7 protein-coding genes are annotated in these 8,959 nt (G+C 73.9%); all 7 read right to left on the bottom strand.

Going from position 1 to position 8,959, the window contains the following annotated elements; genetic code table 11:
- The coding region (locus ACTOWL_RS31560; RefSeq protein WP_441325256.1) for a thymidine phosphorylase at positions 1 to 878 on the bottom strand (878 nt) is incomplete at its 3' end.
- Positions 879 to 1,002: 124 nt separating this feature from the next.
- A complete protein-coding gene (locus ACTOWL_RS31555) occupies positions 1,003 to 1,461 on the bottom strand; it encodes a cytidine deaminase (RefSeq protein WP_441325255.1) in 459 nt (152 codons plus the stop codon).
- Entirely contained in the window at positions 1,451 to 2,677 is a 1,227-nt protein-coding gene (locus ACTOWL_RS31550) for a VWA domain-containing protein (protein ID WP_441325254.1), read from the bottom strand. The genes ACTOWL_RS31555 and ACTOWL_RS31550 overlap by 11 nt, the downstream gene beginning before the upstream one ends.
- Positions 2,670 to 4,970, bottom strand: coding sequence for a DUF5682 family protein (locus tag ACTOWL_RS31545; protein ID WP_441325253.1), 2,301 nt, complete (start codon positions 4,968 to 4,970; stop codon positions 2,670 to 2,672). The genes ACTOWL_RS31550 and ACTOWL_RS31545 overlap by 8 nt, the downstream gene beginning before the upstream one ends.
- 3 nt (positions 4,971 to 4,973) lie before the next feature.
- Positions 4,974 to 6,053, bottom strand: coding sequence for an ATP-binding protein (locus tag ACTOWL_RS31540; RefSeq protein ID WP_441325252.1), 1,080 nt, complete (start codon positions 6,051 to 6,053; stop codon positions 4,974 to 4,976).
- Between the two features lie 21 nt (positions 6,054 to 6,074).
- A complete protein-coding gene (locus tag ACTOWL_RS31535) occupies positions 6,075 to 7,517 on the bottom strand; it encodes a DUF5691 domain-containing protein (RefSeq protein WP_441325251.1) in 1,443 nt (480 codons plus the stop codon).
- 8 nt (positions 7,518 to 7,525) lie between these two features.
- Positions 7,526 to 8,935, bottom strand: a complete 1,410-nt coding sequence (locus ACTOWL_RS31530; RefSeq protein WP_441325250.1) for an SWIM zinc finger family protein — start codon at positions 8,933 to 8,935, stop codon at positions 7,526 to 7,528.
- Positions 8,936 to 8,959 lie beyond the last annotated feature (24 nt).

Genomic DNA, 8,959 nt, shown 5'->3' with positions numbered 1-8,959 from the left:
TCGGCGGCCTGGCCGCCGATCACCAGCAGCTCGGCGGTCAGCCGGGCCGTCACCTCCCACAGCCTTGCGTCCTTCGGGCCGCCGGTCAGCAGGTCGATCGCCTCGCGCACCTCCACCGCGTTGCCGGCGGTGCGGCCCAGCGGCTGGTTCATGTCGGTCAGCAGGGCGACCGTCGGCAGTCCCCCACCGTTCGCCACGTCGACGATCGACCGGGCCAGGGCGCGGGCGTCGCCGATGTCGCTCATGAAGGCGCCGGTGCCGAACTTGACGTCCATCACCAGCCCGCCCAGGCCGGCGGCCATCTTCTTCGACAGGATCGAGGCGGTGATCAGGTCGATCGATTCGACCGTGCCGGTGGTGTCGCGGATGGCGTAGATGCGGCGGTCGGCCGGGGCGATGTCGCGGGTGGCGCCGACCACGGCGCAGCCGGCCGAGCGCACCACTCGGTCCAGCAATTCCGTTTCCGGCTGGCTGACATAGCCCGGGATCGAATCCATCTTGTCCAGCGTGCCGCCGGTGTGGCCCAGGCCGCGGCCGGAGATCATCGGCACGAAGCCGCCGCAGGCGGCGACGATCGGGGCTAGGATCAGGCTGGTCTTGTCGCCGATGCCGCCGGTCGAATGCTTGTCCAGCACCGGGCCGGGCAGGTTGGCGGCCGACCAGTCCAGCACCCGGCCGGACCGGGCCATGGCGCGGGTGAAGGCCACCCGCTCCGGCATGGTCATGCCGCGAAAGAACACCGCCATGGCGAAGGCGGAGATCTGGGCGTCGGTGACGCTGGAATCGACCGCGCCGCGCACCATCGCCTCGATCTCGGCGTCGTCGAGCACGGCCCCGTCGCGCTTGCGGCGGATGATCTCCTGCGGCAGCAGCGCCATCTCAGCGGCGCTCGGCCGGCGCGGCGACGAACTCGGACATGGCGACCCTCGGGCGAATCCGCTTGGACACGGTTGGTTCTTACTAGGACGGGAAGCGGACGGACGCCAGCGCCGTTCTGAGGCCTCAGTCCTGCAGGTTCTCCGGCCCGAAGGAATGCGGCAGCAGCGCATCCAGCGTCGTGGTCAGGCGCAGCCCCTCCGGGCCGCAGACATGGATCTTGGTGTCGCCGCGGGCGAATTCCCGGATGCGCTGGCGACAGCCGCCGCAGGGCGTGCACAGCAGCGTGTCGCCGGCCTCGCCGCCGATCACCACGATCTCCTCGATCGCCGTGCCGCCGGCCGCGACCATGATGCCGATCGCCGTCGCCTCGGCGCATTGGCTCTGCGGATAGGCGGCGTTCTCGACATTGCAGCCGGCATGGATGCGGCCGTCCGGCGTGCGGATCGCGGCGCCGACCGGGAAGTGCGAATAGGGCACATGGGCATGCGCCCGGGCGGCGCTGGCGGCCTGGAACAGCGCGTCGAAGCCGGCATCGGCCATCACCTGGATCTCCTTCTCGATACCGCCGCGGTCACGGCGCATCCGCATGCCCGGCCCGCACCAGGCTGATGTCCCGGCCGGCGGCCCAGTCCGCCAGGTCGTCGCGCTTCAGGGCGGCGGCCATCAGGTCGGGGAACTGGTCCGGGGTGCAGGCGAAGACCGGGCACCCCAGCGCGGCCAGGGCCTGGGCATGGCTGGTGTCATAGGACGGCCGGCCGTCATCCGACAAGGCCAGCAGCACGACCAGGTTGATGCCGGCGGCGACCAGCGCCGCGGCCCGCTGCAGCATCTCCGGCGCGTTGCCGCCCTCGAACAGGTCGGTGATCAGCACCAGATGCGTCTTCGCCGGCCGGGTCACCAGGCCCTGGCAATAGGCCAGCGCCGCGTTGATGTCGGTGCCGCCGCCCAGCTGCACCCCGAACAGCACCTCGACCGGGTCGGCCAGGTCTTCCGACAGGTCGACGACGGCGGTGTCGAAGCACACCAGCCGGGTCTCGATCACCGGCAGCGACGCCATCACCGCCCCGAAGATCGAGGCGTAGACCACCGAGGTCGCCATCGATCCGGACTGGTCGACGCACAGGATCACCTGGTCGAGGTCGGCCTTGTTCCGGGCCTGGTTGGCGAAACCGACCAGGCGTTCGGGCACGATCGTCCGATGCTCCGCCTGCCAGTGGCGGAGATTGGCCTGGATGGTGCGCGGCCAGTCGATGTCGGCGAAGCGCGGGCGGTGGGTGCGTCGGCCGCGGCGGACCGCGCCGCGGATGGTCTCGGTGGTGGCGTGGGCCAGCTTGGCCATCAGCTCGTCCACCACCTTGCGCACCACCTGCCGCGCCGTGTCCTTCGCCTTCTCCGGCATGGCCGCGCGCAGGCTGATCAGGTCGGCCACCAGATGGACGTCGGCCTCCAGCGTCGCCAGGAATTCGGGCTCCAGCAGCATCGCCTTCAGGTTCAGCCGGTCGAAGGCGTCGCGCTGGATCACCTGGACCACCGGCGTCGGGAAGAACTCCCGGATGTCGCCCAGCCAGCGGGCGACCCGCGGGGCCGAGGCGCCCAGCCCGCCGCGCCGGCCGCTGCCGCCCGCCCGGCCGGATCCGCCGCCCGGCGCGGTGCCGTAGAGGGCATTCAGCGCCCGATCCATCCGCAGGTCGCGCTCCGACAGGCCGTCCTCGTCGTCGCCGCCCAGCGCCAGGCGCCAGCGCCGTCGCCGTTCGGCCTCCTTGCCCTCGCGATCGTCGCGTCCGGCTCCGTCAGTCACGGCGTGTCATCCCCAGGATGGTCAGAAGCAGCGGCAGGGCTTCGCGGAAGGCCGGGCTGTCCGCCGCCGTGGTGCCGACTGCCGGCGTCGCGGCCTGCCGGCGGCGGCCCTTGCCGACCTCGGCCAGAAGGCGGCGGCGCTCGGCCGCGCCGAAGGTGCCGAAGGACCGGCGCAGCATCGGCAGGCTCTCGGTGAAGGTCGCGTCGTCCTGCGCCTCCAGCCAGCCATCGACCAGGCCGAACAGCGCCGGATCCTGCAGGATCACCTCGGCATTGCCGCCGAGGAAGCCCTCGAGCCAGGTGCCCACCGCCTTCGGCGGCACCGCCGGCGACAGGGCGCGCGAGAAGGCGGCGGCGACCTCGTCCTCGCGCAGGGCCGACCGGTCATACAGGCGTCGCAGCGCCAGCCCGGCCAGCAGCGGCACGGTGGCGGTGTCGTCGGCGACGGACCGCAGCCGCCGCAGCCATTCGGCGTCGAGATGCTCGTCGGCCAGCAGGCCCTGCGCCGCGTCGAAGGCGGTCATGGCCTCGCGCATCCGCCCGGCCGAGGCGTCGTCGAGATTGGCGCAGGCGACGGCCAGGCCGGCATGGATTTCCGCCGTCATCGCCTTGGCCAGGGACGACAGCGCTTCGACCGGGATCTTGCGCGCGGTGCCGTAGCGCAGGATCGAGACCAGCGGCGGCACCGCCAGCATCAGCCCGGCGACGTCGACGGCGTTGACCGCCGCGGCCTGCAGCCGGGCGATGCAGCGCTCGGCGGCGTCGGGCAGGTCCGCCAGCAGGCAGCGCCGCACCAGCCCGGCCAGGTCGTGGATTCCGGTCGATGCCTCGGCCCGGGCCAGGGCCGATCCGGCGGCCGCCTGCTCGATGGTGATGCCATGGACCAGCGCCTCGGCCAGCCGCACCGACAGCTCCGGCGCCCAGGCCAGGCGCCAGATCTCGCGGAAGGTGCCGCGCCCGGCCGCGGCATCGACGATCCGGCCCCAGGGCACGCCCATCAGGTCCAGCCGGTGCAACAGGGTCGACTTGGCCAGGCCGGCGTCGCTGCGCAGGTCCAGCGCCGCCTCCTGCTCCAGCGCCTCCGGCTTCAGGCGCAGCCGGCGCTGCCAGCGGGCCAGGTCCTGCGCCAGCGGCATCTGCGGCACGCTGTCGTCGACCTCGCCGACCGACTGGCCGACCACCAGCCGGCTCTCGATCACCCGGAACGGCGCCTCGTCGCCATGGCACAGGGCCGCCAGCGTCGCGTCGCGCATCTCGGCCAGGCCCGGCACCGGCTGGCCGCGGATCGCCGCCAGCCCGACCGCCAGCCGCGCCGCCTCGATCACCGAGGCGGTGGCGGCCGGATAGCCCTCGCCCCGCAGCAGGCCTGCGACCTTGGCTTGCCAGGTGGCGGCGAAGGCATCGGGGGCGACCGCCTCCCGCGCGCCGTCATAGAGACTCCAGAGATGGGCGTACCAACCGGGCGAGGGGACGCCGGCGCCGTAGCCCGACGCCGTGGCCAGGCGCGTGTCGGTCCAGGGCACCCAGGTGACCTCGACCTTCGCCTTCGGCAGGTCCTTGAGGATGGCGCGATCCTCCGCCGCCGCCGTCTTGCGCCGCAGCACCGGGACATGCCAGGCCCCGACCACGACGGCGATGGCGCCATCGCCATCCTTCAGCGCCTGGCGGATCTTCAGCCGCATATGCGCCTCGCGCGCCACCTCCCGCGCCTCGGCGGGGGCCGTGGCTTCGACCTCGGCGCGCAGGGCGGTCATCGCCGCCTCGATGGCGGCGAACACTTCGATCGCAGCGCCGCGGCTCTCGACCAGCGCGTTCCAGAACGCCTCGCCATCGGCATGGCCCGAGATCTCGGCCAGCCGGTCGAGCGGATCTCCCGCCGGCCTCGCCGGCGGCGGCTCCTCCGCTTCCTCGGCGTCCTCGCCCGCCGGTGCTGCATCCGGCTCCGGGGGCTCTGCCGGGCTCTTCGAACGGTCCGCCAGCGACGCCGCCGCGGGCCAGTCGATGAAGCTGACCGGCCGGCCGTTGCGGACCGCCCAGCGCATCGCCTGCCATTCCGGCGAGAAGTCGGCCAGGGGGAAGAAGACGGAGCGGCCGGGCTCGTCCGCCGCATAGGCCAGCAGTGCCAGCGGCGCCTTCATGCCGGGGCTGGCGGCGTAGGGGATCAGCGGGTCGGCCTCCGGCGGCCCCTCGATCAGCACCGTCGCCGGCTGCAGCGCGTCCAGCGCCGCGACCAGGCTGGCCGCCGATCCCGGACCGTGGTGGCGGATGCCGAACAGGTGGACGCGCGGATCCATGCCTTACAGCACCTCGCGGATCGCCCCGTACAGGTCGGACCAGCCGTCACGCGTCCGCACCACGGTCTCCAGGTATTCCTGCAGCGCGACCGTGTCTTGGACCGGGTCCTTGACCACGGCGCCGACCAGGTTGGCGGCCAGGCTGGACGCGCCGATCCGGCCGTCGCCGAAATGCCCGGCCTCGGCCCAGGCCGCGACGCCGACCGAGATCGCCTCGGCCGTGGACAGGGATCCGCTGACCGTCTTCAGCTGCAGCTTGCCGTTCAGTGTGCGGCCGTCGCGCAGCTCGCGGAACAGGGTGACGATGCGAGCGATCTCCTGCTCCGCCGGCGCGATCGGCGGCAGCGACAGGCTGGAGCCGATCTCCCGCACCCGCCGCACCACGATCTCCGTCTCCTCCTCCAGCGTGGCCGGCGGCGGCAGCACCACCACGTTGAACCGGCGCTTCAGCGCGGAGGACAGCTCGTTGACGCCCTTGTCGCGGTTGTTGGCGGTGGCGATGATGTTGAAGCCGCGCCGGGCGTCGACCGCCGTGTTCAGCTCCGGGATCGGCAGCGTCTTCTCCGACAGCACCGTGATCAGCGTGTCCTGCACGTCGGAGCCCATGCGGGTCAGCTCCTCCAGCCGGACGATGGTGCCGTCCTCCATCGCCCGCATCAGCGGCGTCGGCACCAGCGCCTCGCGCGACGGTCCCTTGGCCAGCAGCTGGGCGTAGTTCCAGCCGTAGCGGATCTGGTTCTCGTCGGTGCCCGCGGTGCATTGGATCAGCCGGCGCGACGACCCGGACACCGCCGCCGACAGATGCTCCGACACCCAGGACTTGGCCGTGCCGGGCACGCCCAGCAGCAGCAGCGCCCGGTCGGTGGCCAGGGTGGCGACGGCGGTCTCGATCAGCCGCCGGTTGCCGACATATTTGGGCGAGATGGGCGTCCCGTCCGCCGCCTGGCCGCCCATCAGATAGGTCACCACGGCGCGCGGCGACAGCTTCCAGTTCTCGGGGCGCTCATGGCTGTCGCCCCGGGCCAGCGCGGCGAGCTCCTCGGCGAAGATATCTTCGGCCGAACGGCGGATCGTGTCGGTCATCGGCGGTGTCTCCGGGCCGGATCAGGCGGCATCGAGGTGGTCCAGAAGCGCGATCGCGGTCAGCGCGCGGGCGGTCAGGGTCGGCGGCAGCGGCGCCAGCTCGGCCTGCAGCGCGCGGCGCAGCGGGGCCGGGGTCAGCGCGGCCAGGACGGTGAAGGCCTGCTCGGCCAGCGGCGCTTCCTGCCGCTGCGCGGCCGCGGCCAGCGACCGCCAGGCGGCGGAGGCGAGGATGGCGCGGACCGCCGGTTCCGGCAGCGGCGCCCGGATCGCCTCGTGCAGCCGGGCGAGGCCGCCGGCCGGCAGGTCGGGCCACAGCTCCGGATGCAGGGCGGCGGCGCTCCAACGCGCGACGAACCCGGCGTCGGCCTCCGCCAGGTCGCTGGCCTGCACCGACGCGATCCAGGCCTGGGCAGCGCCCCCGCGGGCCAGCCGGGACAGCAGGTCGAAGCGCTCCTCGCGCGCGGCGCGCACCGCCAGGGCGACGGCCAGGATCTCGTCGCCCTCCGCCGCCGCTGCCATGGCGTCGACGGTGAGCCTCAGCCCGCCGGCGAGATCGTCCAGGCCGGCCGCGGCGATGGTCGCGACCGCCCAGCTTTCGCGCTGCCATTCCTTGACCGTCGCCGGGAACTCCAGCCGCAGCGTGGCGCGGCGCTTCAGCAGCCCAGTATGGCCCAGCTTGAGCCGGCCGATCGCCTCCTGCAGCCGCTGCTGCGACCGGGCCGATCCCGGCAGCCGGGCCAGCAGCGCCTCCGCCGCCTCCCGCACCGTCGGGGCCCGGTCGCCGGACAGGCCGTCGAGGAAGGGGCGGTCGGCCTCCGACAGCCCCGCCGCCAAGCCTTGCAGCAGCGCCACCCGGGTGGCGGCGGGCTCCGCGGCGTAGATGGCGGCGACGAGGTCGCGGGCGCGGTCCGGCGCCGCGCCGCGCAGCGATCGGATGAAGGCAGATTTCTGGGCAGGCCCGGCCTGCTGCCAGTTGGTCTCGTCGACCGCCTCGGCATCGAAAAAGCCGCGGCCGGTCTCTTCCGTCCCGGCATGGCGGCCGGCCCAGGTCACGGCGCTGGCCCCGAGCTTCGGCGCGTGCGCCCGGACGAAGGCCTCCAGCCGCGGCAGGTCGAACGGGTGCAGCTTGAGGCGTCGGCGCGCCATCGCATCGGCGATCGCCAGCGCCACGGGGTCGGCCGCATGGCCCGACTTGCCCGCCAGCAGCGACAGGAACAGCGGCCGCGCCGCGGCCGGCGGCCGGGCGCGCGGATCGGCCAGGATCGGCGCCGCGGCCGGCACCTGCGCAAGGCGGGGGCGGGCGAAGCGTCCGCGCTGGCCCAGCAGCGCCACGGCCTTCAGCACCGCCCTCGGATCATCCGCGGCCACGGCGCCGCCGAGGCCGGCGCCCGGCGGCAGCGGCCGCCTGGCGGTGCCCAGCATCAGGCTGCGGGTCAGGGCTTCGGCCGCGGCGTCGTCGAGCATCGGTCCTCCTACGCCGCCGTCCAGCGCCCGGCCGGCGTCTCGGCGAAGCGCAGGTCCAGGCGACGCCCGTCCCACAGGCCGAAGACATCCAGCCCGTCCATCCCGAGCAGGGGCAGCACCGCGTCATCGTCACGCGCCGCGATCGGCAGCCCGGCGCCGGCGCGGTCGGACAGCACCAGGTCGCCGCCCAGCCGCGCGACCCGGGCATCGCGGATCGCGAGCGGCCAGTCACCAAGCCAGGGCCGGCGGGCCAGCATCCCGTCGTAACGGTCGATTGCCCCGGCCAGATCCTCCGCCGGGGCCGGCCAGCGCCCTTCCTTCACGGCGCCGCCAGTCTGCTCGGCGATGATCGCGCGCAGCGGCGCGCCCGACGGGTAGAAGGCGAGCTCCGCCTCCAGCCGTTCGCCCGGCGCATACAGGCTGCCGACCGCCCCGGCCGAGACCGGGACGAAATCGGTCAGCACGGCGAAGCGTGGCCCGTCGCCGGCCTCCAGCCGGGACAGCCAGGTCTCCAGCCGCCGCAGCCGGTCGGGCTGGACCGTGTTGACCGTTGCCACCACCATCCAGCCGCCGCGCAGCCGCAGGGCGTCGGGATCGGCCAGCAGCGCCTCCTTGGCCAGGGGCCAGCCGACGGTCAGCCGGACATCGGCCCGCAGCGTCTCCGGCAATTCGTCCTGGCGCCGATAGGCCTCGGCGATCAGGTGCAACTCGCCGAAGGCCTCGATCAGGAAATCGCCCCGGGCCGCATCCGGCAGGCCGAACAGGGTGGCGGCCAACTGCTCCACCCGCGCCGCGAGGCCGCCGGCCTTGGCGTCGACCAGGCGCCGCGCCAGCAGCCCGCAACGCTCCGCCGCCACCGCGGGAAAGCCGGCGAGGCCGGAGGCCAGTTGGTCCGCCAGCCACAGGTCGAGCTCGTCGAGCCCGGCGAGGACCGCCGCCTCCCGCTCGGCGCGGTTGCGGTCGCGCTGGGCGGCGGCCCGGGCCTCGGCCTTCTCGTCCCGCTCCGGCGGCTCGGCCCCGCCCTCCTCCGCCGCCGCGATGCTGGGCGCGGCGCGATCGGCCTCCGCCTCGTGCGGCTTCGGCGTACCGGGACCGCGGCGGCGCGACAGCCAGTCCGTCACCCAGTCCGGGCGTTCCTGCGTCGTGAAGGGCCGGCCCTCGGCCCGCATCCACATCAGGGCCAGGCTGTGCTTGCAGGGGAATTTGCGGCTCGGGCAGGTGCATTTGTAGCCGAGATCGGTCTCCGAGACCGCGACCCGGTAGGGCTGAGCCCCCGACCCCTGGCACTCGCCCCAGATCAGCCCCGTCCCGTCCTCGGCGACGACCGCCCAGGGCTTGCCCTTCACCAGCCCACGGGCGGCGTTGAGCGAGCCCTGGTCGGGCGCGATCTCCTCGATCTTGGCCAAAGACAAGCTCATGCCGGCCCCGGTCCTGGTTGATCG

The sequence above is a fragment of the Inquilinus sp. CA228 genome, from assembly GCF_052078665.1.
Taxonomy (GTDB): domain Bacteria; phylum Pseudomonadota; class Alphaproteobacteria; order DSM-16000; family Inquilinaceae; genus Inquilinus.
Note: the sequence above shows the minus strand (reverse complement) of the source record. Positions and strands in the feature narration are given on the sequence as shown.